Origin of the sequence: Actinosynnema sp. NPDC049800, from assembly GCF_040656635.1 — a bacterium.
Lineage (GTDB): Bacteria > Actinomycetota > Actinomycetes > Mycobacteriales > Pseudonocardiaceae > Actinosynnema.
The window spans coordinates 93531-118543 of record NZ_JBFAMT010000012.1 but is presented as its reverse complement, the minus strand read 5'-3'; the positions used below and the strand labels follow the sequence as shown (position 1 = coordinate 118543).

Below are 25013 nucleotides of genomic sequence, written 5' to 3'. Positions count from 1 at the left end.
TCCACCGCCACGTAACCTGATACGCGGCCCGCCGTCCGGTGGGCCCTGTCGCGTGAAGCCCAGCTCGCTCGTTATCAGTGCAGCCGAGGCGCGCGCGATCCCGTCCCGTCGAGTAGCAGGAGACTTCCGTCCCGATGTACGCGATCGTCAAGACCGGCGGCAAGCAGTACAAGGTGGCTGTCGGCGACGTCATCGAGGTCGAGAAGCTCGAAGGCGAGCCGGACACCGAGATCACCTTCGCGGCGCCGCTCCTCGTTGTGGACGGCGATGACGTCACCTCCGCGGCGGACGCCCTGGCGAAGTTCTCGGTGACCGGCAAGGTCGTCGAGCAGACCAAGGGCCCCAAGATCCGCATCCACAAGTTCAAGAACAAGACCGGCTACCACAAGCGCCAGGGTCACCGCCAGAAGCTGACCCGCGTCGAGGTCACCGGCATCACCGGTAAGTGAGGATCTGACTAGCCATGGCACACAAGAAGGGCGCCTCCAGCTCCCGCAACGGCCGTGACTCCAACGCCCAGTACCTCGGCGTCAAGCGGTTCGGTGGTCAGGTCGTCAAGGCCGGTGAGATCCTGATCCGCCAGCGCGGCACCAAGTTCCACCCCGGCGTCAACGTCGGCCGCGGCAAGGACGACACGCTGTTCGCGCTGTCGGCCGGTGCGGTCGAGTTCGGCACCAAGCGCGGTCGCAAGACCGTGAACATCGTCCCGGTCGAGGCTGCTGCTTAAGCGCCTCGGGCGACGACGGAACGACCTCCGACGAGGGGCGGGACCGGTGCATTCCGGCTCCCGCCCCTCGTTGCTTCTTTAGGAAAGGAAGTCCCCCGTGTCCCGCTTCGTCGACCGGGTCGTCATCCACGTCGCCGCAGGTGACGGGGGCAACGGGGTCGCGTCCGTGCACCGCGAGAAGTTCAAGCCGCTCGGTGGCCCCGACGGCGGCAACGGCGGCAAGGGCGGCGACGTCGTGCTGGTCGTGGACTCGCAGGTCCACACGCTCCTCGACTTCCACTTCCGCCCCAACGCCGCCGCCGGCAGCGGCAAGGGCGGCCAGGGCGGCAACCGCGACGGCGCGCACGGCGCGGACCTCGAACTGCGCGTGCCCGATGGCACGGTCGTCATGACACCCGACGGCGAGGTGGTCGCGGACCTCGTCGGCGAAGGCACCCGGCTGATCGCGGCCCAGGGCGGCCGCGGCGGCCTCGGCAACGCCTCGCTGGCGTCCAAGGCCCGCAAGGCGCCCGGGTTCGCCCTGCTGGGCGAGCCGGGGGAGCAGCACGACCTCGTGCTCGAGCTGAAGTCCGTCGCGGACGTCGGCCTGCTCGGCTTCCCGTCGGCGGGCAAGTCCTCGCTGATCTCGGTGCTGTCCGCGGCCAAGCCGAAGATCGCCGACTACCCGTTCACCACGCTGGTGCCGAACCTGGGCGTGATCACCGGCGGCGAGACCATCTTCACCATGGCGGACGTGCCCGGCCTGATCCCCGGCGCGTCCGAGGGCAAGGGCCTCGGCCTGGACTTCCTCCGGCACATCGAGCGCTGCGCGGTGCTGGTGCACGTCGTGGACTGCGCGACCTACGAGGCGGACCGCGACCCGCTGTCGGACATCGACGCGCTGGAGGAGGAGCTGGCGAAGTACACCCCCTCCCTGGCCGACGACCTGGCCGAACGGCCGCGCGTCGTGGTGCTGAACAAGATCGACGTCCCCGAGGCCCGCGAGCTGGCCGAGCTGGTGCGCCCGGACATCGAGGCACGCGGCCTGCCCGTGTTCGAGGTGTCCACGGCGAGCCGCGAGGGCCTGCGCGAGCTGACGTTCGCGTTGGCGCGCGTGGTCGAGGAGTACCGGTCGGCGAAGCCGAAGCAGGAGTCGACGCGGATCGTGCTGCGGCCCAGGGCCGTGGACGACCAGGGCTTCACCGTGGTGGAGGACCCGCTGACCGAGGGCGGCTTCATCGTGCGCGGCGAGCGGCCCGAGCGGTGGATCCGGCAGACCGACTTCAACAACGACGAGGCCGTCGGCTACCTCGCCGACCGGCTCGCGCGCCTCGGCGTCGAGGACGCGCTGGTCAAGAAGGGCGCCGAGCCGGGCTGCCAGGTCACCATCGGCGACCTGGTGTTCGACTGGGAGCCGACGACGCCGTCGGGCATCGCCATGACCATGAGCGGCCGCGGCACGGACGCGCGGCTGGAGGCCAGCAACCGCGTCGGCGCGTCCGAGCGGTTGGCGGCGAAGAAGGCCCGTCGCATCCCCGGCGAGTACGACGAGTTCGACGAGGACGACGACGAGTGATCGGATCGGTGGCGGCGTCGCAGGCCCGGCAGGCGGTGTCCGCGGCGTCCCGGGTCGTGGTGAAGGTCGGGTCGTCGTCGTTGACCACCGCCGCGGGCGGGCTCGACCGGGCGCGGTTGGACGCTGTGGTGGACGCGGTCGCGGCGCGGTGCGCGGCGGGCAGCCAGGTGGTGCTGGTGTCGTCGGGCGCGATCGCGGCCGGTCTCGCGCCGTTGGGCGTGACGCGGCGGCCCCGTGACCTGGCGACGCAGCAGGCGGCGGCGAGCGTCGGCCAGTTGGCGTTGGCGCACGCGTACGCGAACTCGTTCGGGCGGTTCTCGTTGACCGTCGGGCAGGTGCTGCTCACCGCGGACGACGTCGTGCGGCGGTCGCACTACCGCAACGCGCAGCGCACGTTCTCCCGGCTGCTGGCCTTGGGCGCGGTGCCGGTCGTGAACGAGAACGACACGGTGGCCACCGAGGAGATCCGGTTCGGCGACAACGACCGGTTGGCCGCCCTGGTGGCGCACCTGGTCGGCGCGGACGCGTTGTTCCTGCTCTCCGACGTCGACGCGCTCTACGACGGCGATCCCCGGCAGCCGGGCGCGCGACGCGTCACCGAGGTGGCCGGCGCGTCCGACGTGGACGGTGTGCGGGCGGGTTCGGTCGGCGCGTCGGGGCTGGGCACCGGCGGCATGGCGTCGAAGCTGGCGGCGGCCAGGCTGGCGGCGTCGGCGGGCATCCCCGTGCTGCTGGCGGGTGCGGCGGACGCGTACCGGGCGTTGAGCACGGCGGACGTCGGCACGGCGTTCGCGGTGACCGGCCCGAGGCTGTCCGCCCGCCGCTTCTGGCTCGGGCACGCGGCCGACGCGACCGGCAGGCTGGTGCTGGACGACGGCGCGGTGGCCGCGGTCGTCGGCCGCCGGCGTTCGCTGCTGGCGGCGGGCATCACCGGCGTGGAAGGTGCGTTCGAGGCCGGTGACGTGGTCGAGCTGGTCGACCTGTCCGGGCACGTGGTGGCACGCGGGGTGGTCGGGTTCGACGCCACCGAGCTGCCCTCGTTGATCGGCCGCAAGACCAGCGACCTCCCGGCCGAGCAGCGCCGCGAGGTCGTGCACGCCGACGACCTGGTGCCGTTGCGGGCCTAGCCGCCGTCACCCAGCCACCGGCCGGCCGCCCGCCAGATCACGTGCGGGTCGACGTCGTCGGTGTGCCAGGTGGTGGCGCGGGTGACGCCGAGATCCCGGTACCTCCGAATGATCGCGACGTGGGCGGGCAGGCCGACGAAGCCGCGCATGCCCGCGCGATCGCGCCACACCGACACCGAGCCGAGGCGCTTGCGCAGCGGTTCGGCCCACAGCCACAGGCCGACCGCGCCCCTCAAGCGAGGCCACTCGCGGCTGAGCGTGAAGCCCGCCCGGTAGGCGCCCGGCGTGCGGCGGAGGTCGGCCAGCGTGAACTCGGTGACGCTGACCAGCACTGGTCCCGCGAAGTCCGCCTCCGGGCCGGTGATCCACTTGCTCCTGAGCACGTCGACTCCACGGTGTTCCGCCCGACAGATCGTCTCAACTCAAGATAGTTGGAAACTGAGACGATTTGTGGTGACTACCATCACCGGCATGGTCGAGGAGGAGCGGCAGGACCTCGCCGCGCTGCTGCACCGGCTGGCCAAGGCGCTCGTCGCCGCAGAACTGCCGCTGCTGGAGCGGCACGGGCTGGGCATGTGGGCCTACGTCGTGCTCACCGAGCTGTCCCGGGGCGCCGCGCCGACCCAGTTGGCGCTGGCCAGGGCGGTCGACGTGGACAAGACGAAGATGGTCGCGATCATCGACGGGATGGAGGCCGAAGGGCTGGTGTCCCGGCGGCCCGATCCGGACGACCGGCGGGCGCGGATCATCGAGCCGACCGCGGAGGGGCGCAAGCGGTTGCGCGGCGCCCGTGCCGCGGTCCGGCGCATGGAGGACGCCTTCCTGGCCGAACTCACCCCGGCCCGCCGCGCGACGGTGCTGGCCGCCCTGCGCGACCTGTCCGGCGAGCCGCTGGCCCGTCTGACCGCCGAGGACTAGCGCAGCTCGCTGCCCTTCGTCTCGGGCATCGTGAGGATCACGACGAACGCGATGGCGGCCCCGGCCGCGACGTAGACGAAGAACGTGCTGCCCGGCAGCCACTGGATCACCAGCGGTGCGGTGCCGCCGAACAGCGCCACGGTCAGGTTGTACCAGGAGCCGATGCCGAGGGCGCGCAGCTCGGTCGGGAACAACTCGCTCATCACGGCGGGCGCGATCGACGTCATGGCCGTGTAGAGGCCGAGGCCGACGCAGAAGACCAGCAGCAGGTTGCCGACACCCGGCCCGATCAGCGTGGACAGCGGCACCACCAGCACCGCCGTCGCGGCCGACCAGACCAGCAGCTGCGGTTTGCGGCCGACCCGGTCCGACAGCGCACCCATCGGGTACTGCAGGGCGATGAACAGGACCGTCGCGATGGACAGGGCGAGGAACACGTCCCCGTCGTCCGCGCCACGCTTGGTCACCGCGAACGGCGTCAGCGCGCTGAAGAACGTGTAGTAGCACAGCGTCGACAGCATGGTGAAGCCGACGAGCCGCCCGACCGCCTTGGGGTGCTCGCGCAGGGTCGTCAGCAGCGGGTGCTTGAGCTGCTGGGCCTTGGCCTTGTTGTGCTCGAACTGCTCGGTCTCCTCCAGGCTGCGCCGCATCCACAGGCCGACCAGGCCGAGCACGCCGCCGACCAGGAACGGGATGCGCCAGCCGTACGACGCCAACTCGGCCTTGTCGAGCGTGCGGGCCAACCCGTACCCGAGCAGTGACGCGGTCAGCACCGCGGCGCCGGTGGAGATGTAGAAGAACGCCGAGTACCGCCCCCGCCGGTGCGGCGGCGCGATCTCCGCCAGGTACGCGGAGGCGTTGGAGACCTCACCGCCCAGCGACAGGCCCTGCGCGATGCGGGCCAGCAGCAGGAGGATCGGCGCCAGCCACCCCACTTGCGCGTAGGTCGGCAGCAGACCGATGGCGACCGAGCCGCCGGCCATCAGGACGATGGTCAGCAACATCGCCGTCCGCCGTCCGCGCAGGTCGGCGAACCGCCCGAGCAGGTACCCGCCCAGGGGGCGGAAGAAGAACGCGAGCGCGTACGCCGCGAGCGTGTTGACCAGCGCGAGCTGCGGGTTGTCCTTGGGGAAGACCTGGGTGGCGAAGTAGATCGAGAAGGTCGCGTAGATGGTCCAGTCGTACCATTCGATGGCGTTCCCGATACTCGCCGCGACGAGCTTGCGGACGGGCAGGCGGTGCTGGGGCTCGGTCTCCAGGGCAGCCATGGGTTGGACACAACCACAAAGCCGCTGAAGTCGGTAGATCCTTCACCGAATTCCGTCCCCACCTCGCCGCGGCCCGCCTCTCGGTCCCACTGCACCGCCCCGCGCGGTGCGGAAGGCCGAGACCAACGCCATGACGAAGTGGGCCAGCGCCCGAATGATCTTGGGGCGCTGCGCGGGTGTGGTGCCGCGCAAGGCGATCAGTAGCCAGGCGGTGATGGCCACGATCGGGATCGTCACCGGCGCCGTTCCGGCGATGAGCATTTCCAGCATGGGCACAATGTGCCGCGAACCACCCCCCGATGCGCCAGCCCTCGACACCGCGAACTTTTGATCGGGGGTCAGGCCCACCACCCCCGAGGATCGCCAGTCCACCCCCGAGGATCGCCGGCACACCCCCATGGGTTGCCAGCCCGTCCCCATGGGTTGCCGATCCACCCCCGAGGGTTACGAGCCCGCCCCCGAGGATCGCGGGTCGAACCCTGAAGATTTCGCCGACACCAGGACCTGCGCCGACCCGACACCGCTGGTCCGCGTCACCGTGCCGCCCGCCATTCGGTGGCCAAGAGGCCGAACAGCAGGTCGTCCGTCCACTCTCCCTTCGCCCACGTGCTCTGCACCCGGTGTCCCTCCTGGCGGAAACCGAGCCTGGCCAGCAACCGCGCCGACCTCACGTTGCGGGCGTCGCACTCGGCGGCCACCCGGTGCAGCCCTCGTACCTCGAACAAGTAGGCCAACACCCGTCGCACGGCCTCCGACGCGTACCCGCGCCCCTGGTGCGCGGGCGCCAGCGTGTACCCGATGTCGGCCTGCATCCGGTTCTCGTGCAGACCCACGCCGACATCGCCGACGAGCACCCCGTCCGCCTCGACCGCGAACTGGTACCAGCCCGGTGCGGTCGGGTCGGCCGCGGCGACCTCCCGCACGAACTCCTCGGCCTGCGCCAAGGAGAACGGCGTCTCCCAACCCTGGTACCTGGCCACGTCCGGATCGGACCGGTACGCGGCGAACGCGGGCGCGTCGGCCGCCGTGAAAGGCCGCAGCACCAACCGTTCCGTCGTGAGTCTCACCCCGTCGTCCCCACCTCCTCCGTCACGCCGTCACCGCCAACGCGAACGGCAGCACCGCCGACGCACCCGCCCGCCGCAGCAGCCGGGCGGCGACCGTCATGGTCCACCCCGTGTCGACCTGGTCGTCGACCAGCAGCACCGGACCGTCCACACCGGACAGCTCCGGCACGTCGGTCTCGCGCACCAGCCCCGCCAGCCGCTGCGCGCTGTTGGCCCGGCGCGCCGCCTCGCCCAGCCACACCTGCCCGAGCAGCGGCAGCCGCCCCACCGTCGAGATCCGCTGCCCGAAGCTGCCCACGAGCGCGGGCCTGCTCCGCGACCCGACCGTCACGACGCCCACCGGCCGTTCCGCCCACTTCCACGCGGACAACACCTTCACGCACGCGGCGAACACGTCCTCGGGGATCTCCTGGTCGGCCTCGGCGAACAACGACCGCAACCGGTTGCCCCAGCCGATGTCGGTCAACCGCCCCAACGCCCGCCCCGTCGCCGCGAGCTCGCCCGCCGGGATCTTCCCGGACAACGACACCCCGGCCGCCGCCATCCCGGTCGGCCACATCTTGCGCGGCTCCACCTCGACGCCGGGCCGCAGCAGCCGTTCCCGCGCCGCCGACGCCGCCACGTCCGACACCTCCTCCGACGGCCGCTGCCCCGTGCAGTTGTCGCACCGACCGCACGGCGCCGCGTGCGGGTCGTCCAACTGCCGCAACAGGAACTCCATGCGGCAGCCGTCGGTGGCCAGGTAGTCCAGCACCGCCTGCCGCTCCACCCGCCGCGCCGCCTCGATCCGCTCGTACCGCTCGGCGTCGTAGGACCACGGCTGCCCCGTCGACACCCACCCGCCGCGCACCCGCCGCACGGCGCCGTCCACGTCGAGCACCTTCAGCACCACTTCCAGCCGGGTGCGCGACAGCTCGACCATCGGCTCCAGCGCCGCCGTCGACATCGCCCGCTCCGCCGGCAGCACGTCGAGCACCTGCCGCACCACGTGCTCCGGCGGGAACGCCAGCGACGCGAAGTACGCCCAGATGTCCTTGTCCTCCGGACCGGGCAGCAGCAGCACCTCGGCCCGCTCCACCCCACGTCCCGCGCGGCCGATCTGCTGGTAGTAGGCGATGGGGGAGGGCGGTGCGCCGAGGTGCACCACGAACCCCAGGTCCGGCTTGTCGAACCCCATGCCCAGCGCGGACGTCGCCACCAGCGCCTTGACGCGGTTCGCCAGCAGGTCCTCCTCGGCCCGCTGGCGCTCGGCCGGGTCGGTGCGGCCCGAGTACGACGTCACCTCGTAGCCGCGTTCGCGCAGGAACGCCGCCACGTCGTCCGCCGCCGCCACCGTGAGCGTGTAGATGATCCCCGAGCCGGGCAGCTGCGCCAGCCGCTCGGCCAGCCACCCCAGCCTCGCCTCGGCGGTGGGCAGCCGGACGGCGGACAGCCGCAGGCTCTCCCGGTCCAGCGGCCCGCGCAGCACCAGCGTGTCCGTGCCCGCGCCCAGCCCGAGCTGGTCGGCCACGTCCCGCACCACCCGGTCGTTGGCCGTGGCCGTGGTGGCGAGCACCGGCACGCCCGCCGGCAGTTCGGTCAGCAACGTCCGCAGCCGCCGGTAGTCCGGCCGGAAGTCGTGACCCCAGTCGGAGATGCAGTGCGCCTCGTCCACCACCAGCAGCCCCGCCGACGCGGTCAGCGACGGCAGCACCGTGTCCCGGAAGTCCGGGTTGTTCAACCGCTCCGGCGACACCAGCAGCACGTCCACGTCACCGGACGCCACCCGGTCCTGCACGTCCTGCCACTCGTCGGTGTTGGCCGAGTTGATCGTCGCCGCGTGCACGCCCGCCCGCGCGGCCGCGTCGACCTGGTTGCGCATCAACGCCAGCAACGGTGACACGATCACCGTCGGCCCCTCGCCCAGGGACCGCAGCAACGCCGTGGCGATGAAGTACACGGCGGACTTGCCCCACCCCGTGCGCTGCACCACCAGCGCCCGCCGCCGTTCGGACACCAGCGCGTGGATGGCCGTCCACTGGTCGTCACGCAGCACGGCCTGAGGGCCCGCCAAAGCCCTCAGCCGCTCCTCGGCCAGTTCCCGCAACGCGCTGTCGTCCATGCCGACACAGTGGCAGACGGCCCCGACAAGACGGACACCTGTGCGACGGTCCCGGCCGCAGCTTCACTCGATCGTGGACGGCCGTCCGATCCTCGGGAACCTCGAAGACAGCCACGACCGGGTGACCGTAGGCTGGACGGCGTGACTGATGACCTGCGCGAACAGGTGCACGCCGCGGCCCGGCGCGCCCGTGTCGCCGCCAACGAGCTCGTCCTCGCCACCCGTGAGAGCAAGGACGCCGCACTGCACGAGATGGCCACCGCGCTGCGCACCCGCGCCACCGAGGTGCTGGAGGCCAACGCCAAGGACCTCGAAGCGGGCAGGGCCGCGGGGCTGAACCAGGGCCTGCTCGACCGCCTCACGCTCACCGAGGCCCGCATCGACGGCGTGGCCCAGGGCCTGGAGACGGTGGCCGGCCTCCCGGACCCGATCGGCGAGGTGCTGCGCGGCTCGATCCTGCCGAACGGCCTCGAGCTCAAGCAGGTCCGCGTCCCGATGGGCGTGGTCGGCATGGTCTACGAAGCCCGCCCGAACGTCACCGTGGACGCGGCCGGCCTGGCGCTGAAGTCCGGCAACGCGGCCCTGCTGCGCGGCTCGTCCACCGCCGAGCACTCGAACACCGCGCTGGTCGCGATCCTGCGCGACGCGCTGGAGACCGCGGGCCTGCCCGCGGACGCCGTGCAGCTGCTGCCGTGCCACGACCGCGCCTCGGTCACCCACCTGATCACCGCGCGCGGCCTGGTCGACCTGGTCATCCCGCGCGGTGGCGCGGGCCTGATCAACGCCGTCGTGCAGCAGGCCACCGTGCCGGCCATCGAGACCGGCGTCGGCAACGTGCACGTGTACGTGGACGCGAGCGCCGACCTCGACATGGCGCAGCGCATCGTGCTCAACTCCAAGACCCGGCGCACGAGCGTGTGCAACGCGGCCGAGTCGCTGCTGGTGCACGCCGCGATCGCGGACGAGTTCGTGCCCCGCATCACCGACGCCCTCAAGGCCGAGAACGTCACCATCCACGGCGACGAGCGGTTCGCCGCCGACCCCCGCGTCCAGCCCGCCACCGACGAGGACTGGGACACCGAGTACCTGTCGCTGGACATCGCCGCCCGCGTGGTCGGCTCGATCGACGAGGCCATCGAGCACATCGCCGCGCACGGTTCCGGCCACACCGAGGCGATCGTGACCAGCGACCTCGCCGCGGCCCGCCGGTTCACCACCAGGGTCGACGCGGCGGCGGTCATGGTCAACGCGTCCACCGCGTTCACCGACGGCGGCGAGTTCGGCATGGGCGCGGAGATCGGCATCTCCACCCAGAAGCTGCACGCCCGCGGCCCGATGGGGTTGGCCGAGCTGACCTCCTCCAAGTGGGTGGTCTGGGGCGAGGGGCACGTCCGGCCGAGGTCGTGAGCAGGCCCCGGGACGCCGCCGCGACCAAGGCGGCGTTGCTGGATGCCGCCACGAAGCTGTTCGGCGAGCGCGGGTTCGACCGCACCACGGTGCGTGACATCGCGAGCCTCGCGGGCGTGAACCAGGCCCTGCTGTTCCGCTACTACGGCAGCAAGGACGCCTTGTTCGCGACCGTGCTGGCCACGCAGAGCCGTGCGCTGCTGGAGGACTCGCCCGTCGAGCACCTGTTGCGCAACGTGCTGCTGCGGATGATGGAGGAGAAGCCGAGGCGCGAGGACCACCCGTTGTACGCGGTGCTGCGGTCCTCGCACCACGACTCGGCGGCGGAGGTCGTGCGGCGGCAGTTGGGGGAGGAGTACGCGCGCGCTCTGTCGTCCCTTACGGACGCGGAGGACGCGGAGCTGCGCGCGGACCTCGTCCTGGCGTGGGTGGTGGGCATCGGCGTGCTGCGCAGCGTGTTCGGCAAACAGCCCCTCGCGGACGCCGACGCCGCCACGGTCACGGCCCTGGTGACGCGAGCCGCGTCCGTCCTGCTGGAACACACCGAACCCGGTTGACGGTCCGTGACGGCCTCCCTACTGTCGGATGTAAGCGAGTGCTTACATGGGGGTAGATGATGGAGACCAGGGCCTATCCGTTCGCCGAACTCGACCACCTCGAGATCAATCCGACCTACTTCGAGCTGCAACGGGACGAGCCGGTGGCCAGGGTGCGGCTGCCCTACGGCGGCGAGGGCTGGCTCGCGACCCGCTACGAGGACGTCAAGACCGTGCTGGCGGACCCGAGGTTCAGCCGAGCGGCGGTGATGGAGCCGGGCGCCGACGTCCCCCGCACGCTGCCGACGATGCCGACCGACACGAACATCCTGAGCATGGACCCGCCGGACCACACCCGGCTGCGCAAGCTGGTCGCGAAGGCGTTCACGGCGCGGCGCACCGAGCAGTTGCGCGAGCGCGCCCAGGAGATCGTGGACGGCCTGCTGGACGACATGGAGGCGCAGGGTCCGCCCGCGAACCTGGTCGAGTCGCTGGCCATGCCGCTGCCCATCACGATCATCTGCGAGATGCTCGGCGTGCCGTTCGAGGACCGGAGCCAGTTCCGCGCCTGGTCGGAGGGTGCGGTGGCGATCACCGCGTTCACCCATGAAGAGATCATGGCGGCCACCCAGGCGCTGCGGAGCTACATCTCCGGGCTGATCGAGCGCAAGCGCGCCGAGCCCGCCGACGACATGCTCTCCGTGCTGATCGCCGCACGCGACAACGAGGACCGGCTCAGCGAGGAGGAGCTGATCTCGTTCGGTGTGACGTTGCTGGTGGCGGGGCACGAGACCACCGCGAACCAGATCGGCAACTTCGTCTTCCTGCTGCTGCGCCGGCCGGAGCGGCTCGGCGAGCTGAGGGCCGACCCGTCGCTGGTGCCCGCCGCGATCGAGGAGCTGCTGCGGTTCACCGCGCTCGGCGGCTCCGCGGGCTTCCCCCGGATCGCGACCGCCGAGGTCGAGCTGTCCGGCGTGACGATCAAGCCGGGCGAGGCGGTGTTCGTCAACAACGTCACGGCCAACCGCGACCCGTCGGTGTTCTCCAACCCGCACGAGCTGGACTTCCACCGCGAGCACAACCCGCACATCATGTTCGGCCACGGCGCGCACCACTGCATCGGCGCGCCCCTGGCCCGGATGGAGCTGCAGGTCGCCATCGGCACCCTGCTCAAGCGGTTCCCGCTGCTCCGGCTGGACGGTGACGTGACGTTCAAGAAGGGCCGGCTCATCCGCGGCCCGCAGGCCCTGCCCGTGGCCTGGTGACACCGGTGACCCAGTGGACGGTCGAGGTCGACCGGAGTGTGTGCATGGGGACGGGTATGTGCACGTCGATCGCGCCGGACCACTTCCGGCTGGACGGCGGCACGGCCACGCCGGTGAAGTCCGAGGTCGAGCCGGACGACGCGGTCGTGGACGCCGCCGAGTCGTGCCCGATGGAGGCGATCCTGGTGCGTTCGGCGGACGGCGCGGTCCTCGCGCCCCAGCCCTAGCGGACGGTGCTCCGCAGCGCCGCCGGTGAAAGCCGTAGCGGCGTTGCGGAGCACGTCCCGCGTGCCGGGCGAGGTACCTACTGTCGGGTGCAAGTGATCACTGGCAGTGGGGGTTTGCGATGGCGGCCCGGCCCTACCCGTTCCCCGAACCCGACGACCTCGTCGTCAACGAGACCTACCTGGAACTGCAGCGGGACGAGCCGGTGGCCCGCGTGCGCCTGCCGTACGGCCGTGAAGCCTGGCTGGTCACCCGCTACGCCGATGCCAAGGTCGTGCTGGCCGACCCGAGGTTCAGCCGCGCGCCGGTGATGGACGCCGACTACGACCCGCCGCGGACCATGCCCGAGGTGCCGGGCATCACCACCATCCTGAGCATGGACCCGCCGGAGCACACGAGGCTGCGCCGGATCCTGGCCAAGGCGTTCACCGCCCGTCGCACCGGTCAGCTGCGTGAGCGCGCTCAGCAGATCGTGGACGGCCTGCTGGACGACATGGAGGCGCAGGGACCGCCCGCCGACCTGGTCGACGCCCTGGCCATGCCGGTGGCCATCACGCTCATCAGCGAGATGCTGGGCGTGCCGGCGCTGGACCGGGCCAAGTTCCGCGAGTGGTCGGACGCGGCGGTGGCGATCACCGCGTTCACCGTGCCCGAGATCGAGGCCGCGGCGGCGTCGCTGCGCGCCTACATCCGCGAGCTGGTCGAGGACAAGCGCGAGAACCCGGCCGACGACATGCTCACCGTGCTGGTGCACGCGCACGACAACGACGACCGGCTCACCGAGGAGGAGCTGGTCTCGTTCGGCGTCACGCTGCTCATCGCAGGTCACGAGACGACCGGCAGCGAGATCGGCAACTTCGTCTACCAGCTGCTCACCCACCCGGAGCGGCTGGCGGAGCTGCGCGCCGACCCGTCGCTGGTGCCGGCCGCCGTGGAGGAGCTGCTGCGGATCACGAAGCTGTCCGGCGCGCCCGGCTTCCCCCGGATCGCCACCGCCGACGTGGAGCTGTCGGGCGTGACGGTCCGCGCCGGCGAGGCGGTGTTCGTGGACGGGCTCGTGGCCAACCGCGACCCCGCGGTGTTCCGCAACCCCCATGAGCTGGACTTCCACCGCGAGCACAACCCGCACTTCGCGTTCGGTCACGGCGTGCACCACTGCATCGGCGCGCCCTTGGCAAGGATGGAGTTGCAGGTCTGCATTTCGACCTTGCTCAATAGGTTCCCGCACCTGGAGTTGGCCGACGACGTGGTGTTCAAGAAGGGCAGACTGGTGCGAGGCCCCGAACGACTACTGGTGAGGTGGTAGACCGATGAGCGAGTGGACGATCGAAGTCGACCGGGCCACGTGCATGGGGACGGGCATGTGCACGTCGATCGCGCCGGACCACTTCCGGTTGGACGGCGGCACCGCCACGCCGGTGAAGCCCGAGGTCGAGCCGGACGACGCGGTCGTGGACGCGGCGGAGTCGTGCCCGATGGAGGCCATCCTGGTGCGTTCGTCCGACGGCACGGTGCTCGCGCCCCAGGTCTAGGAAAAAAGTTCCGCCAATCGCGTCATAGCCGCCTGACGTGCGCGTTCCTCTGTCGTGCGGCCCTGATTCGGGGTGGGCCGCGCGATCCGCGGATGCGGCCCACTCCCCCAGGGCCGCGACCGGGGGACGAGTGCGCGGGCGGCCTTTCGGGGAGCGACCGGCCGCCCGCGCACCACCCGAACTAGGCTCACCTCCCATGTCGAACCGGCGGATCGGCGTCATGGGTGGCACCTTCGACCCGGTGCACCACGGCCACCTGGTCGCGGCCAGCGAGGTCCAGGCCCGCTTCGACCTCGACGAAGTCGTCTTCGTGCCGACGGGCCAGCCCTGGCAGAAGAGCGAGCGCGAGGTCAGCGCCGCCGAGGACCGGTACCTGATGACGGTCATCGCCACCGCGTCCAACCCGCGGTTCTCGGTCAGCCGGGTGGACATCGACCGGCCCGGGCCGACGTACACCGTCGACACCCTCACCGACCTCAAGGCCAGGCACCCGGACTCGGACCTGTTCTTCATCACCGGCGCGGACGCGTTGGAGCAGATCCTGTCGTGGCGGCGTGCGGACGACGTGTTCGACCTCGCCCACTTCATCGGCGTCACCCGACCGGGGTATGAGCTGGTCGACACGCACCTGCCGCCGGGCGCGGTGTCGCTGGTGGAGGTGCCCGCGATGGCCATCTCGTCGACCGCCGTCCGGGCCCGGACCGCCTCCGGGCTGCCCGTCTGGTACCTCGTGCCGGATGGTGTCGTCCAATACATAAGCAAGCGTCGGCTTTACTCGATGCCGGACTGAGCCGGGACGCCGGTACCCTCATTGACTCGTGCGGGCGTAACGGCGTCCGCCGGTGTGATGAGGAGTGACGTGGCAGCCACCGACGAGGCACGACGGTTGGCGCTGGTCGCCGCTAACGCGGCGGCCGACAAGAAAGCGCACGACGTGATCGTGCTCGACGTGTCCGACCAACTGGTGATCACGGACTGCTTCGTGATCGCCTCCGCCGCGAACGAGCGGCAGGTCGGCGCGATCGTGGACGGCGTCGAGGAGAAGTTGCGCGAGGCCGGCCGCAAGCCGGTCCGCCGTGAGGGCGCGCGCGAAGGTCGTTGGGTCCTGCTGGACTTCGTGGACGTGGTCGTGCACGTCCAGCACGCGGAGGAGCGCACCTTCTACGGCCTGGAGCGGCTGTGGAAGGACTGCCCGCGCATCGAGTTCGACGCCGGGCCGCCGGCCGACGAGGTCGCCGAGGCATGACCCTGAACCGGCTCGTGCTGTGGCGGCACGGTGAGACCGACTACAACGCGACCGGCCGCATGCAGGGCCACCTGGACTCGTCGCTGACCGAGACCGGGTGGAACCAGGCGCGGTTCGCGGTGCCGGTGCTCGCCGGGTTCGAGCCCGAGCTGGTGGTCGCGTCCGACCTGCGCCGCGCCCGGGACACCGCCACGGTGTTCACCGACGCGACCGGCGTCGACCTGCGCGTCGACGAACGGTTGCGCGAGACGCACCTGGGCAAGTGGCAGGGGCTGACCTCGACCGAGATCGAGGTGGAGTGGCCGGGCGCGCTGGACCTGTGGCGTGCCGACGGCACCCTGTCGCCGCCGGACGGCGAGACGCGCGTGGAGGTCGCCGAGCGCGCGCTCGCCGTGGTGGCCGACGTGGACGCGGAGTTCTCCGGCACGGTCATGCTGTGCGCGCACGGCGGCCTGATCAGCGCGTTGACCGGGAGGTTGCTGGAGCTGCCGGTCGACCGCTGGGCGCTGCTGGGCGGTATCGGCAACTGCCACTGGACCGTGTTCACCCGCCGGCCGCACGGCGACGGCAGGTGGCGGCTGTCGTCGTACAACGCCGGAATCACCCGGTGAGACTGCTCGTCCTCGGCGATTCGCTCTCGTTCCACGGTCCGCAGGGGCCGTTGCCCGCCGATCACCCCCGGTTGTGGCCGAACGTCGCGGCGTCGGCGTTGGGCGGGCACGCGGAGCTGGCGGCGGGGTTCGGCTGGACGGCGCGTGACGCCTGGTGGTCGTTGACGGGTGACCCGCGGGTGTGGTCGCTCCTGCCCCGCACGGACGTGTTGGTGCTGGCAGTGGGGCACATGGACACGCTGCCGTCGCCGTTGCCGACCTACCTGCGGCAGGGCCTGCGCTACCTGCGGCCGGACGGGCTGCGGCGGCGGGCGCGGGCCGGGTACCGGACGTTGCAGCCGGTGCTGTCGCAGGCGTTCTGCGGGTACCCGGTGGCGCTGCCGCCTCGCTTGACCGTGCGGTACCTGAACGACTCGGTGTGCGCGGTGCGTGCGCTGCAGCCCGGTATCAGGGTGGTCGGGATGACGCCCTCGGTGCACTGTTCGGCTGCGTACGCCGGTGTGCACAGCGGGCGTGCGGCGGGGGAGCGCGCGCTGCGTGAGTGGGCGGGTGGCGCGGGCGTGCCGCTGCTGGACGTGCCGCCGCTGGTGGGCGAGCACCTTCGGTCACGGCTCGGCAACCCGGACGGCATGCACTGGGGCTGGGAGGGGCACGAGCTGGTCGGGCGGGCCATGGCGGAACTGATCAGGTCCGTGGCGGTCGGCCACTCGGGTGCGGCGGAGCCGTAGTCTCGGCACTCGTGTCCACCACGATCGTCACCGACTCCACGGCGTACCTGCCCGAGGGGTTCGCCGAGCGGCACGGCGTCCGGGTCGTGCCGCTGCACGTGGCCGTGGACGGTCGCAGCAGGCTGGACGGGGTGGACTTCGGGCCGGCCGAGCTGGCCGCCGCGTTGGGCGAGCACCGCCGGGTGACCACGTCCCGGCCGACGCCGGGCGAGCTGGCCGAGGTGTACCGGTCCGCGTTGGCGGAGGGCGCGGAGGAGATCGTCTCCGTGCACCTGTCCCGTGACCTTTCGGGCACGTGGGAGGCCGCGCGGTTGGCCGCGGAGGAGGTCGACCCGAGCCGGATCAGGGTGGTCGACTCGCGGGCCACGGGCATGGGGTTGGGGTTCGCCGCGCTGGCCGCGTGCGCCGCGGGTGGTGATGCGGAGTGCGCGGAGGCAGCCGCGGTGGCCGCTGCGGCCCGGGTCAGGATGTTCTTCTGCGTGGAGACGCTCGACCACCTGCGGCGGGGTGGGCGGATCGGCGCCGCCGCCGCGTTGGTGGGCACCGCGCTGGCGGTGAAGCCGTTGTTGCACGTGGACGACGGTCGGATCGTGCCGCTGGAGAAGGTGCGCACGATGGGGCGGGCGATCGGCCGGCTGGTCGACCTGGCCGCGTCGGCGGCGGGTTCCGGGCCGGTCGGCCTGGCTGTCCACCACCTCGCCGCGCCGGAACGCGCGGCGGAGCTGGCGACGTTGCTGGACGAACGCGTGCCCGGTTCGACCGGCTGCCTGATTTCCGAGGTCGGAGCCGTGATCGGCGCGCACACGGGCCCCGGTGTGCTGGGTGTGGTGGTGCTGCCCGGAGGGGTGTCCTAGCTCTCCTTATCCATCATTCAGCCAGTTATCCACAGATCGAGAACTCCCTCCCCACCCCCTGCTCCACCCGGCCTAACGTCGAGCCCATGTTCGACAAGAACCCGGAAACCACGACCGCCCGCCTGAAGGCCCTCATCTCCCAGGAGCGGGGCAGACACCGCGCGTCGGACGCCGAGACCTTGGTCTTCGTCTCGTCCGACGGCCGCGCCGGCCCGCCCACCCCTCTGCGCCGCCTCTTGCACCGATGGCTGCCCGAACCAGCCGTCCCACACCGCCGCAGAATCCTGCTCGCGGGCGTGATGGCCGGCGTGGCGCTGGTGGTCGCCCTGGCCCTGTGGTGGGAGCGCCCCGTGCCGGAGAGCCCACCGGACCTCCCGGTGGCGGAGGCCGCCGTCGTCACCCGCACCGAGGAGCAACTGGTCGTCAACGTGGTCGGCCTGGTGCCCACCCCCGGCCTGGTGACCGTGCCGAACGGCGCCAGGGTGGCCGACGCGCTGCAAGCGGCGGGCGGCGCCAACCCGGGCGCCGACCTGACCCCGCTGAACCTCGCCCGCAAGGTCGCCGACGGCGAGCAGATCGCCGTCGGCATCGCCGTACCGCAACAGGCCGGCACGACCACCGAGCCGCTGAACCTGAACACCGCGACCAAGGACCAGCTGGACACCCTGCCCGGCGTGGGCCCGGTGACCGCACAGCGCATCGTCGACCGAAGGCAGAAACGCGGCCCGTTCACGTCCCTGGACCAACTGGGCGAGATCGAGGGCATCGGCGACGCGAAGCTGGCCAAACTCCGCGACCTCGTCCGCCTTTGACCGCCTGACACCCCGCACCCCCGCACCCCCGCCGTCACCTCGACACCACTCGGAGACCGCCATGCGTCCCAACGCCGTGAATCCCCACACAACGAACCACCACCCACCGCCCAATCCGCCGCACCGCAACCACTCCGACCACCACCGCACCCACCAACTCCTGAACCGCGTCCTCCGCGTTCTCCGCACCTCCCGCACCACCGGTTCCCGCCTCACCACCTTGTCCAGGTTCCGGTGGGTGACCTCGTGACCCGCTCACCCGACCCCCACCGCACCACAACCCACCCGCCGACTCCTTTCTCCGACCAGGACGTGCCGCACTTACCTCGACTCTCGGCGGCCTGCCCTTAACCAAGGCACGGACCTATGAGCCCACATACCCTGGGCCGTGGCGTCCTCGGCAGACCACCGCCCTCAGGCCACTGCTGACCTCCACCTTCAGCTCGGCCACCGCGGTCCCTTGCGGCTCGGCTCTGGCCCGTAGGGCGGCTCATCCGCACCTGGTCCGGGCCTCTGCCAACCCTGGGCCTTCGGTTCGAGGGCGCGTGCAGCTCCGCCCACACGCGCTCCGGACGGGTGAGGGCAGGTTGTCCGTCGGGCCGCTCCATTCCCGAACGAACTCGGGCCGATGACCACCGGGCACTCGGCCGCGCGGCACAGGTGGTGTGGCACCAGCCTTCGTCCGGCCACTTCGGAGGCGGGTGGACTTGCCGCTGCCAGTCCTCTCTGAACTCAGCCGTGGGTTCCCGGGCACGGGCGCAGGTCCCGTGTGGCACCTGGTCCTAACCGCACAAACGGCCTGGGCGTCCCACCCGCATACGCGTCCTGGGCTAGGGCGCTCATCGGGCTGCGCTTGGCGTGGCGGGTGGCGCGGGTGCCGGCCTGACTGCCGTCTTTCTCCGTAGTTCCCCTTCCTTCTCCGTGCCCTACTTCGGGGGTGAGGTCGTGAGTCCTCGTGCGTATCTGGTCCCTGCCGCGCTGGCGGTGTGGGCGACGGCCTTGGCCGGCCTGTTGTGGGCGTGGTGGGCCGCGCTCGTGGTCGGTCTGGTCGCTGCCGTGATCGGCGGCTTGGCCTTGCGCCGGTGGCGACCGGCAGCGGTGGCGGTGGCTGTCGCGGGTCCGGTGGCGGCGTGCTGGATCGGTGCCCAGGTTCACGGGGCGGCCCACCATCCCTTGCGGGTCGCGGCGGAGCGGGGCACGCCCACCACTGTCCACTTCGAACTAGACAACCGGCCGCACGGCTTGCGCACCAGCGGTTTCGGCTCGAGGGCGAGCGGGGTCGACCTGGTGCTGGTGCGCGGATCGCTCGACGGCGGCGGCCGGATCGCCGTGCTGGCCCCGGCGGCGCAGTGGCGGGACCTCCTGCCCGGCCAACGGGTCACCGCGCGCGGCACCCTCGCGCTTCCTCGCGAAGGGGAGCTGACGGTCGCGGTGCTGCGGGTTCGCGGGCCGCCGCAGGACGTGACCGAAGCGCCGGTGTGGCAGCGGGTCGCCGAGGACCTGCGGGCCGGACTGCGGAACGCGAGCACCGCGCTCAACCCCGAACCGGCCGGGTTGCTGCCCGCGCTCGTCGTCGGCGACACCTCCGGCCTCCCACCCAGGGTGATCGAGGAGTTCCGCACGGCGGGTCTCGCCCACGTCCTCGCGGTCAGCGGTGCGAACTTGGCGATCCTCTGCGGCGCGGTCCTGTTGCTGCTGAGGCTGCTGCGGGTCGGTCCGCGTGGTTGCGCGGCGGGTGCGATGGCGGCGCTGGTCGGATTCGTGGTGCTGGCCGGGCCGGAGCCGAGCGTGTTGCGGGCCGCCGTGATGGGCGCGGTGGCGTTGCTCGCGCTGGTGCTGGGTCGGGAGCGGTCGGCGTTGCCGGCGCTCGCGGCCGCGGTGGTGGTCCTGGTGCTCTACGACCCGGAGTTGGCCACCGAGCCGGGGTTCGGGCTGTCGGTGGTGGCGACGGCGGCGCTGGTGCTGCTCGCGCCGAGGTGGGCCGCCGCGATGAAGGAGCGCGGCGTCCCGGTGGGTTTCGCCGAGGCGTTGGCGGTGCCGGTGGCGGCGAACCTGGCCACCGCGCCGCTGGTCGCCGGGCTCTCCGGCCAGGTGAGCCTGGTCGCGGTGGTGGCGAACCTCCTGGCCGCGCCGGTCGTGGCCCCGGCCACCGTGCTCGGGGTGCTGGCCGCCGTGCTGGCGCAGGTGCACGAGCCGACGGCACGACTGGTCGTCGAGGTGGCCGGTCCGGCGGTGAGCTGGCTGATCACGGTCGGCCGGCACGCGGCGGCCGTGCCCGGCGCGGCGGTCGGGTGGCCCGGCGGCTGGGTCGGCGGGCTGCTGCTGGCCGGGGTGCTGGTGCTCGGCTACGCGATCGCCAGGCTGCGCCGGGTGCGGACGTTGGTCGTGGCGGCCGTCGTCGGCGCGGTGGTGGTGGTCGTGCCGCTGAACGTGGTCGCGCCGGGGTGGCCGGTGCCCGGCTGGTCGGTCGTGGCCTGTGACGTGGGTCAGGGCGACGCGGTGGTCCTCGCCACCGCCGAGCGCGACCGGGCGGTGCTGGTCGACGCGGGGCCGGACCCGGTGCCGGTGCTGTCGTGCCTGCGTCGGCTCGGGGTGCGGCGCATACCGCTGGTGGTGCTCAGCCACCTGCACGCCGACCACGTCGGCGGGTTGGCCGCGGTGCTGGCTGAGCGGGTTGTGGGCGCGGTGGCGGTGGGGCCGTCGCGGGAACCGGAGTGGGCGTGGGAGGAGGTGAGGGAACGGGCGTGGACGGCCGGGGTCCGCCTGGTCGAGCTGGGCGCCGGGCAGCGGCTGAGCTGGCCGGGTCTGGAGCTCGACGTGCTCGGCCCGCGCGCGGACCCCGTGCGCGGGACGGACACGAACACGGCGGTCAACGACGCGTCGCTGGTGCTGCGGGCCTCCACCGCGGCCGGGCGGGTGTTGCTGACCGGAGACATCGAGCTGGCCGGGCAGGCGGACCTGCTCGGTGGGCACGTGGACCTGCGGGCCGACGTGCTCAAAGTGCCGCACCACGGGTCGCGGTACTCGTCACCGGCGTTCCTCGCGGCGGTCCGGCCGCGGATCGCGTTGGTGAGCGTCGGCGCGGGCAACCGCTACGGCCACCCCAGCGGGGTGGTGGTCGACGCGTTGACGAGCCGAGGCGCGCTGGTGCTGCGCACGGACCGGGACGGCGACACCGCCGTCCTGGCCGGCCCGGACGGGCCGCGGGTCGCCCGCAGGAGCGGCGGCCAACCCGACAACGGACAAGGGGAGAACGATGAGGAACGACGTCTGGATCCGACTGCACTCCGGCTGGTCGCCGCAAGGCGGCAACCGGGCGCTGGCGTGGGCGCTGTGGCAGCCCGGCTACACCGCCCAACCCTGGCCGAGCGACGAGCTCCGGCCCGCGTTCACGTATTACGTGTGCGAGGAGCTGCCCAGCGGTGAACGCGGAATCGTCGCCAGGGCAACGGCCACCGGCGTGATCCGCTTGGCGCAGGTCCCCTCGGCGGACACCGCCTACCGGCTGATCGCCGACGGCCTGTTCGACGCCGACCTCGCCATACCGCCGGAGGAGTGGCACGCCGAGCGCTACAACCAGGAGAAGGCGACACGGCCCTGGCCGCAGATGCTCACCGCCTGGCGCGTGGTCACCGAACCGGTCGGCCCGCACGTCCTGCCCGAGCTGACCGCCTTCCCCCGGACCGGGTGGCTGCGCTCCTCCAGGATCGCCTTGTGACCACGACCGCGGACGGGAAGGCGTCGGTGAAGCGGAGAAGCCGCCCGGCACTGAGCCGACCGCCGCCGTAGCTACCGCGCCCCGGACCGACCGCCCGGACCGACCGTCGCCGTACCGCCTGGGACCGGAAACCGCGGTCCGACCCCAGGCGGGAACGGGCGATACGGGTCAGTCCTGAAGGGCCTTCAGGACGGCCTCGGCCGACGGCGGGACGTTGGCGCGGGGGCCGACGCGGTCGCCGAGGGCGTCCAGGGTCTTGAGGCCGTCGCCGGTGATCAGGAGCACGGTCTCGCCGTCCGGGTCCAGCTGGCCGGTCTCGATGAGCTTCTTCGCGGTGGCGACGGTGACGCCGCCGGCCGTCTCGGCGAAGATGCCTTCGGTCCGGGCCAGGAGGCGGATGCCCTCGACGACCTCCTCGTCGGTGACGTCCTCGATCGCGCCGTTGGTGCGGCGGACGGCGTCCAGCACGTAGGGGCCGTCGGCGGGGGCGCCGATCGCCAGCGACCTGGCGATGGTGTCCGGGCGGACCGGGCTGACCACGTCGTGGCCCGCCTTGAAGGCGGCCGAGACGGGGGAGCAGCCGGTGGCCTGCGCGCCGAACACGCGGTACGGGGTCTGCTCGACCAGGTCGAGGTCGCCCAGTTCGCGGAAGGACTTGTCGACCTTCGTCAACTGCGAGCCGGACGCGATGGGCACCACGATCTGGTCGGGCAGCCGCCAGCCGAGCTGTTCGGCGACCTCGTACCCGAGCGTCTTGGAGCCCTCGGCGTAGTAGGGGCGGACGTTGACGTTGACGAACGCCCAGTCCTCGTGCTCGGCGGCCAGTTCCTGCGCCAGCCGGTTCACGTCGTCGTAGTTGCCGTCGACGGTGATCAGGTTGCCGCCGTAGACGGCGGTCATGAGGATCTTCGCCCGCTCCAGCGTGGAGGGCACCAGGACCACGGACTCCCAGCCCGCGCGGGCCGCGGCGGCGGCGACGGCGTTGGCCAGGTTGCCGGTGGACGGGCAGGCCAGGACCTTGAAGCCCAGTTCGCGGGCGGCGGCGAGGGCGACGCCGACCACGCGGTCCTTGAACGAGTGGGTCGGGTTGCCGGTGTCGTCCTTCACCCACACCTTGCGCACGCCGAGGGCCTTGGCGAGGCGGTCGGCCTCGATCAGGCGGGTGCCGCCGGGGTTGGTGTTGGGGTGAGACTCGACGGTGGTCGGCACGGGGAGCAGGCCGCGGTAGCGCCAGATCGACCGGGGGCCCGCCTCGATGTCCTCGCGACGGATCCGGCCGAAGTCGTAGGCCACTTCCAGCGGCCCGAAACACTCCAGACAGGCGTATTCGGCGGCGAGCGGCGTCTCGTGGCCGCATTCGCGACACGACAGCGCGCGGGCAGGACCGAGGTCGAAGGAGGTGGTGGCCGAGGGCACACTGACAGCAGTCATCGCGAGGTATCTCCTCATCTTTCCCGCGCACCGCGGGTCGGAATTGGCACCGTGGTCGCCAGCGGACGCTGTGCGACGGGTTGCCGGGGCTTCTTCGGGCCGATCCCTCTGCCCCTCTGGATGAGCGGTATTCAGTTGTGGGCTTCAACTTACGTCACGATCCCGACCCTCAGCCAGCGACGTCCACCATCCGGACGTCTGCCACCCGTGGGAGGATCGCGCCCGTGAGTGCGCCCGCTGACATGCCCGACGCCGTGCACCTGATCCTCGGCGAGGAGGAGTTGCTGGTCGAGCGCGCGGTGCGCGGTGCGCTGGCCGCGGCGCGGAAAGCCGATCCGCAGGCCGACCTGACCCGCGTCCGCGTGACCGATCTCACCCCGCCTGAGCTGGCGGAACTGGTGAGCCCGTCGCTGTTCGCCGAGGGACGGGTGGTCGCGCTGGAGGCCGCGCAGGAGTGCGGCAAGGAGATCGCCGACGCGGTCATCGGCTACGCCAAGGCCCCGGCGGACGGGGTGACGGTGGTGGTCGTCCACAGTGGCGGCGGGCGCAGCAAGGCGGCCAAGGACCTGCCCGCGGCGCTGCGCAAGGCAGGCGCCCGGGTGACCGAGTGCCCCAAGATCACCAAGGCGGCGGACCGGGAAGCGTTCGTGCGCAACGAGATCCGCGCGGCGGGCGGCGGCAAGGCCGACCCGGAGGCCGTGGCGGCGCTGATCGAGGCGGTGGGGTCGGACCTGCGCGAGTTGGCGGCGGCGGCGTCGCAGCTCGTCGCCGACACGGGCGGCAAGGTGGACGCCGAGGCGGTCCGCCGCTACCACCGCGGGCGGGCCGAGGTGACCGGGTTCGCGGTCGCGGAGAAGGCCGTGATGGGTGATCGGGCCGGTGCGCTGGAGGCGTTGCGGTGGGCGATCCAGCTCGGCGTGCCGCACGTCTTGGTCGCCGATGCCCTGGCCGACGCGGTGCGCACGATCGCGCGGGTGTCCGCGGTGGGCCGGGGCGACCCGTTCAAGCTGGCGGGCGAACTCGGCATGCCGCCGTGGAAGGTGAAGAAGGCCCAAGGCCAGTCGCGTGGCTGGGAAGACCGAGGGCTGGCAGCCGCGATGACGGTGGTCGCGGACCTGAACGCCGACGTCAAGGGCGCCGCCGCCGACTCGGGCTACGCCCTGGAACGCGCCGTGCTGAAGATCGTCGCCGCCCACGGCCGCCGCTGACGGAGGCCTGGGGGATCGCACGGTCGGGCGGTCGGGGATCCGGAGGCTGGGGATCCGGAGGCTGGGGGATCGGGCGGCTGGGTGGCTGGTGGCCGGCGCTGGACCCTGGCGGCCAGGTGGCTGACGGCTGGCGGCCAAGTGGTTCGCGGCGGGGTGGGCGGTACTGGCTGAGGGCCGGGAAGTCAGCGGCTGAGCGGCCGGTGGCCTGGTGGCTGGCTGGGCGAGCGGTGCTGGTCGGGGCGGTGGTGGCTGGGGCGGTGGTCAGTGGTCGGCCGCACACGAAAGCGCCGCCCACCCCGCGCGGGGGTGGGCGGCGCTTTGGCGTGAAGACCAGATCAGATCTGGTTGGCGCGCCGCGCCAGCGCCGACTTCTTGTTGGCGGCCTGGTTGGCGTGGATCACGCCCTTGGAGACGGCCTTGTCGAGCTTGCGGGACGCGTCCTGCGCCAGCGCGACGGCCTTCTCCTTGTCACCGGCCTCGGCGGCCTCACGGAACTTGCGGATGGCGGTCTTGAGGGACGACTTGACGGCCTTGTTGCGCAGGCGCGCCTTCTCGTTCGTCTTGATCCGCTTCATCTGGGACTTGATGTTCGCCACGCGAAAGCCACCTTTTCCTCGGTCTCGGAGTCGCACCGCGCTTGTCACCGGCTCCGCCCCCGCGAAGGGGCGGTCTTCCTC

General features: G+C 72.1%; 27 protein-coding genes and 1 riboswitch. Of the genes, 20 read left to right on the top strand and 7 right to left on the bottom strand.

Translation table 11 applies throughout. The features are described from left to right. Positions 1–134: 134 nt before the first annotated feature. From rplU to proB, 4 genes are all read left to right on the top strand, one after another. Positions 135–449 (top strand): 50S ribosomal protein L21, encoded by a 315-nt coding sequence (gene rplU, locus AB0I91_RS17285; RefSeq protein ID WP_053722830.1) that lies wholly within the window; start codon positions 135–137, stop codon positions 447–449. A 14-nt stretch (positions 450–463) separates the two neighbouring features. Beyond that, positions 464–727, top strand: a complete 264-nt coding sequence (gene rpmA, locus AB0I91_RS17280) for a 50S ribosomal protein L27 (RefSeq protein WP_498778333.1) — start codon at positions 464–466, stop codon at positions 725–727. Between the two features lie 97 nt (positions 728–824). After that, the gene (obgE, locus tag AB0I91_RS17275) at positions 825–2282 is read left to right on the top strand and encodes a GTPase ObgE (RefSeq protein ID WP_499610922.1); all 1458 of its coding nucleotides are present in this window, start codon (positions 825–827) and stop codon (positions 2280–2282) included. After that, on the top strand, positions 2279–3409 hold the full coding sequence (gene proB / locus AB0I91_RS17270) for a glutamate 5-kinase (protein ID WP_498778335.1): 1131 nt from the start codon (positions 2279–2281) through the stop codon (positions 3407–3409). The genes obgE and proB overlap by 4 nt, the downstream gene beginning before the upstream one ends. Here proB and AB0I91_RS17265 read toward each other — a convergent pair. Next, positions 3406–3792 (bottom strand): hypothetical protein, encoded by a 387-nt coding sequence (locus AB0I91_RS17265; RefSeq protein WP_499637454.1) that lies wholly within the window; start codon positions 3790–3792, stop codon positions 3406–3408. The genes proB and AB0I91_RS17265 overlap by 4 nt on opposite strands. An 88-nt stretch (positions 3793–3880) precedes the next feature. Here AB0I91_RS17265 and AB0I91_RS17260 point away from each other — a divergent pair, with 88 nt between their 5' ends. Next, positions 3881–4327 (top strand): MarR family winged helix-turn-helix transcriptional regulator, encoded by a 447-nt coding sequence (locus AB0I91_RS17260; RefSeq protein WP_499637452.1) that lies wholly within the window; start codon positions 3881–3883, stop codon positions 4325–4327. Here the strand turns inward: AB0I91_RS17260 and AB0I91_RS17255 are convergent. The 4 genes from AB0I91_RS17255 to AB0I91_RS17240 form a co-directional block, all read right to left on the bottom strand. Then, positions 4324–5595 (bottom strand): MFS transporter, encoded by a 1272-nt coding sequence (locus tag AB0I91_RS17255; RefSeq protein WP_499637450.1) that lies wholly within the window; start codon positions 5593–5595, stop codon positions 4324–4326. The genes AB0I91_RS17260 and AB0I91_RS17255 overlap by 4 nt on opposite strands. A 42-nt stretch (positions 5596–5637) precedes the next feature. Continuing rightward, positions 5638–5865 carry a hypothetical protein gene (locus AB0I91_RS17250; RefSeq protein WP_499637448.1) on the bottom strand — a complete coding sequence of 76 codons (228 nt, stop codon included), beginning with the start codon at positions 5863–5865 and terminating at the stop codon, positions 5638–5640. Between the two features lie 263 nt (positions 5866–6128). Continuing rightward, on the bottom strand, positions 6129–6662 hold the full coding sequence (locus tag AB0I91_RS17245) for a GNAT family N-acetyltransferase (RefSeq protein WP_499610935.1): 534 nt from the start codon (positions 6660–6662) through the stop codon (positions 6129–6131). 22 nt (positions 6663–6684) lie between these two features. After that, positions 6685–8763, bottom strand: a complete 2079-nt coding sequence (locus AB0I91_RS17240) for a RecQ family ATP-dependent DNA helicase (RefSeq protein ID WP_499610937.1) — start codon at positions 8761–8763, stop codon at positions 6685–6687. A 141-nt stretch (positions 8764–8904) separates the two neighbouring features. Here AB0I91_RS17240 and AB0I91_RS17235 point away from each other — a divergent pair, with 141 nt between their 5' ends. The 14 genes from AB0I91_RS17235 (at position 8905) to AB0I91_RS17170 (ending at position 21697) form a co-directional block, all read left to right on the top strand. Next, complete coding sequence (locus AB0I91_RS17235) at positions 8905–10170, top strand: glutamate-5-semialdehyde dehydrogenase (RefSeq protein WP_499610940.1); 1266 nt, start codon at positions 8905–8907, stop codon at positions 10168–10170. Further along, positions 10167–10727: a TetR/AcrR family transcriptional regulator gene (locus tag AB0I91_RS17230; RefSeq protein WP_498778343.1), complete on the top strand. Its 561-nt coding sequence runs from the start codon at positions 10167–10169 to the stop codon at positions 10725–10727. Before AB0I91_RS17235 ends, AB0I91_RS17230 begins: the two co-directional genes overlap by 4 nt. A gap of 56 nt (positions 10728–10783) precedes the next feature. After that, positions 10784–11971: a cytochrome P450 gene (locus AB0I91_RS17225; protein WP_498778344.1), complete on the top strand. Its 1188-nt coding sequence runs from the start codon at positions 10784–10786 to the stop codon at positions 11969–11971. Beyond that, a complete protein-coding gene (locus tag AB0I91_RS17220) occupies positions 11968–12198 on the top strand; it encodes a ferredoxin (RefSeq protein WP_499637446.1) in 231 nt (76 codons plus the stop codon). Before AB0I91_RS17225 ends, AB0I91_RS17220 begins: the two co-directional genes overlap by 4 nt. A gap of 119 nt (positions 12199–12317) precedes the next feature. Next, positions 12318–13502, top strand: a complete 1185-nt coding sequence (locus tag AB0I91_RS17215) for a cytochrome P450 (protein WP_498778346.1) — start codon at positions 12318–12320, stop codon at positions 13500–13502. Positions 13503–13506: 4 nt separating this feature from the next. Further along, on the top strand, positions 13507–13728 hold the full coding sequence (locus AB0I91_RS17210) for a ferredoxin (protein WP_498778347.1): 222 nt from the start codon (positions 13507–13509) through the stop codon (positions 13726–13728). 196 nt (positions 13729–13924) lie between these two features. Next, on the top strand, positions 13925–14518 hold the full coding sequence (gene nadD, locus AB0I91_RS17205; RefSeq protein ID WP_498778348.1) for a nicotinate-nucleotide adenylyltransferase: 594 nt from the start codon (positions 13925–13927) through the stop codon (positions 14516–14518). A 69-nt stretch (positions 14519–14587) separates the two neighbouring features. Next, the gene (rsfS, locus tag AB0I91_RS17200) at positions 14588–14974 is read left to right on the top strand and encodes a ribosome silencing factor (RefSeq protein ID WP_498778349.1); all 387 of its coding nucleotides are present in this window, start codon (positions 14588–14590) and stop codon (positions 14972–14974) included. Continuing rightward, the gene (locus AB0I91_RS17195; RefSeq protein ID WP_498778350.1) at positions 14971–15585 is read left to right on the top strand and encodes a histidine phosphatase family protein; all 615 of its coding nucleotides are present in this window, start codon (positions 14971–14973) and stop codon (positions 15583–15585) included. The genes rsfS and AB0I91_RS17195 overlap by 4 nt, the downstream gene beginning before the upstream one ends. After that, the gene (gene octT, locus AB0I91_RS17190; RefSeq protein ID WP_499637444.1) at positions 15582–16313 is read left to right on the top strand and encodes a diglucosylglycerate octanoyltransferase; all 732 of its coding nucleotides are present in this window, start codon (positions 15582–15584) and stop codon (positions 16311–16313) included. Before AB0I91_RS17195 ends, octT begins: the two co-directional genes overlap by 4 nt. 11 nt (positions 16314–16324) lie before the next feature. Next, entirely contained in the window at positions 16325–17167 is an 843-nt protein-coding gene (locus tag AB0I91_RS17185) for a DegV family protein (RefSeq protein WP_499610949.1), read from the top strand. Between the two features lie 86 nt (positions 17168–17253). Then, entirely contained in the window at positions 17254–17979 is a 726-nt protein-coding gene (locus AB0I91_RS17180) for a ComEA family DNA-binding protein (protein WP_498778353.1), read from the top strand. A gap of 945 nt (positions 17980–18924) precedes the next feature. Then, complete coding sequence (locus AB0I91_RS17175; protein ID WP_499637442.1) at positions 18925–21405, top strand: DNA internalization-related competence protein ComEC/Rec2; 2481 nt, start codon at positions 18925–18927, stop codon at positions 21403–21405. A 43-nt stretch (positions 21406–21448) separates the two neighbouring features. Beyond that, complete coding sequence (locus AB0I91_RS17170) at positions 21449–21697, top strand: hypothetical protein (protein WP_499637440.1); 249 nt, start codon at positions 21449–21451, stop codon at positions 21695–21697. Positions 21698–21865: 168 nt separating this feature from the next. Here the strand turns inward: AB0I91_RS17170 and thrC are convergent, their stop codons facing one another. After that, a complete protein-coding gene (thrC, locus tag AB0I91_RS17165; protein ID WP_498778382.1) occupies positions 21866–23128 on the bottom strand; it encodes a threonine synthase in 1263 nt (420 codons plus the stop codon). Positions 23129–23139: 11 nt separating this feature from the next. Then, positions 23140–23255, bottom strand: a riboswitch (SAM riboswitch). Between the two features lie 97 nt (positions 23256–23352). Between thrC and holA the strand changes: the two genes are divergently transcribed. Then, positions 23353–24336, top strand: a complete 984-nt coding sequence (holA, locus tag AB0I91_RS17160; RefSeq protein ID WP_498778383.1) for a DNA polymerase III subunit delta — start codon at positions 23353–23355, stop codon at positions 24334–24336. Positions 24337–24671: 335 nt separating this feature from the next. Here the strand turns inward: holA and rpsT are convergent, their stop codons facing one another. After that, the gene (gene rpsT, locus AB0I91_RS17155) at positions 24672–24932 is read right to left on the bottom strand and encodes a 30S ribosomal protein S20 (RefSeq protein ID WP_230572953.1); all 261 of its coding nucleotides are present in this window, start codon (positions 24930–24932) and stop codon (positions 24672–24674) included. Positions 24933–25013: the final 81 nt, after the last annotated feature.

Bases quoted from the DNA above. Each gene is read 5' to 3' on its own strand.
- rplU (WP_053722830.1), top strand. From the start codon at position 135: ATGTACGCGATCGTCAAGACCGGCGGCAAGCAGTACAAGGTGGCTGTC.
- rpmA (WP_498778333.1), top strand. From the start codon at position 464: ATGGCACACAAGAAGGGCGCCTCCAGCTCCCGCAACGGCCGTGACTCC.
- AB0I91_RS17260 (WP_499637452.1), top strand. From the start codon at position 3,881: ATGGTCGAGGAGGAGCGGCAGGACCTCGCCGCGCTGCTGCACCGGCTG.
- AB0I91_RS17255 (WP_499637450.1), bottom strand. From the start codon at position 5,595: ATGGCTGCCCTGGAGACCGAGCCCCAGCACCGCCTGCCCGTCCGCAAG.
- AB0I91_RS17250 (WP_499637448.1), bottom strand. From the start codon at position 5,865: ATGCTGGAAATGCTCATCGCCGGAACGGCGCCGGTGACGATCCCGATC.
- AB0I91_RS17240 (WP_499610937.1), bottom strand. From the start codon at position 8,763: ATGGACGACAGCGCGTTGCGGGAACTGGCCGAGGAGCGGCTGAGGGCT.
- AB0I91_RS17225 (WP_498778344.1), top strand. From the start codon at position 10,784: ATGATGGAGACCAGGGCCTATCCGTTCGCCGAACTCGACCACCTCGAG.
- AB0I91_RS17215 (WP_498778346.1), top strand. From the start codon at position 12,318: ATGGCGGCCCGGCCCTACCCGTTCCCCGAACCCGACGACCTCGTCGTC.
- AB0I91_RS17210 (WP_498778347.1), top strand. From the start codon at position 13,507: ATGAGCGAGTGGACGATCGAAGTCGACCGGGCCACGTGCATGGGGACG.
- nadD (WP_498778348.1), top strand. From the start codon at position 13,925: ATGTCGAACCGGCGGATCGGCGTCATGGGTGGCACCTTCGACCCGGTG.
- AB0I91_RS17195 (WP_498778350.1), top strand. From the start codon at position 14,971: ATGACCCTGAACCGGCTCGTGCTGTGGCGGCACGGTGAGACCGACTAC.
- AB0I91_RS17180 (WP_498778353.1), top strand. From the start codon at position 17,254: ATGTTCGACAAGAACCCGGAAACCACGACCGCCCGCCTGAAGGCCCTC.
- thrC (WP_498778382.1), bottom strand. From the start codon at position 23,128: ATGACTGCTGTCAGTGTGCCCTCGGCCACCACCTCCTTCGACCTCGGT.